The organism is Rhodococcus sp. PAE-6 (assembly GCF_025290685.1).
Taxonomy (GTDB): domain Bacteria; phylum Actinomycetota; class Actinomycetes; order Mycobacteriales; family Mycobacteriaceae; genus Rhodococcus; species Rhodococcus pyridinivorans.
On the sequence record NZ_JAOCLZ010000116.1, the window covers coordinates 1 to 290 of the forward strand.

Genomic DNA, 290 nt, shown 5'->3' on the forward strand with positions numbered 1-290 from the left:
GCAAGAGCCGCGCGGTGGCCGAGGTGCACCGCCGGCTCCGAGACCGCGGGGGGCTTACCGACGACGCCCCGGTCTTCGCCGCGGGTGACGGTGCGCTCGATGCGGAGAGGCTGAAGGCCGCCGACGCCGCGATCCGGCCTCGCCACGGCGAACTCGAACTGAGGGACTGGCGCCACCCGACCGTCTCGGTGACCGACGCCGCGGGCGTCACCGCCGGGGAGGAGATCCGCGCCTGGTGCGCCCGATCCGATCGTCTTCCGGTCGCTTCGTAGAGTAGAAGGTGCCCGGTC

At 73.4% G+C, this 290-nt stretch carries 1 pseudogene; it reads left to right on the plus strand.

The window, feature by feature from the left end:
• Window positions 1-272, plus strand: a pseudogene (locus NVV99_RS26465) (HAD family hydrolase); the annotation flags it as partial.
• Window positions 273-290: the final 18 nt, after the last annotated feature.